Below are 576 nucleotides of genomic sequence, written 5' to 3'. Positions count from 1 at the left end.
TGGACGCCACCTACTGCAAGGCCCGCACCCGGCACCGCATCTGCTCGGCGGCGGTGGTCATCGCCACCGGCGTGAGCGCCGAGGGCCGCCGCGAGGTCCTGGGGTTCGCCGTGGGCGACAGCGAGACCCGCGCCTTTTGGACCGCCTTCCTGCGCTCGCTGCGGGCCCGGGGGCTGGGCGGGGTGCGCCTGGTGGTCTCCGACTCCCACTCGGGCCTGGTCGCCGCGGTCCAGGCGGTGTTCATCGGCGCCACCTGGCAGAGGTGCCGGGTGCACTTCGTGCGCGATGTGCTCGCGCGGGTGCCCAAGGGGTCGGGGGAGATGGTCGCGGCCACCATCCGCACGGTCTTCGCCCAGGAGAACGCCGAGGCGGTGCGCGAGCACATCGGGGTGGTCGCCGATCTCCTCAAGGGTCAGTTCCCCCAGGTCCAGCAGATGCTGATCGAGGCGGCCGAGGACATCACCGCGTTCGCGTCGTTCCCGGTGGCGCACTGGAAGAAGATCTGGTCGACCAACCCGTTGGAGCGGTTGAACCGGGAGGTCAAGCGCAGGGCCGATGTGGTGCAGGTCTTCCCCG

The 576-nt window shown here is 71.2% G+C and carries 1 protein-coding gene; it reads left to right on the top strand.

Going from position 1 to position 576, the window contains the following annotated elements:
- The coding region (locus D450_RS0129060) for an IS256 family transposase (RefSeq protein WP_017542132.1) at window positions 1-576 on the top strand (576 nt) is incomplete at both ends.

This window comes from Nocardiopsis halophila DSM 44494 (assembly GCF_000341245.1).
Lineage (GTDB): Bacteria > Actinomycetota > Actinomycetes > Streptosporangiales > Streptosporangiaceae > Nocardiopsis_A > Nocardiopsis_A halophila.
This window is presented reverse-complemented; position numbering and strand designations above follow the sequence as displayed.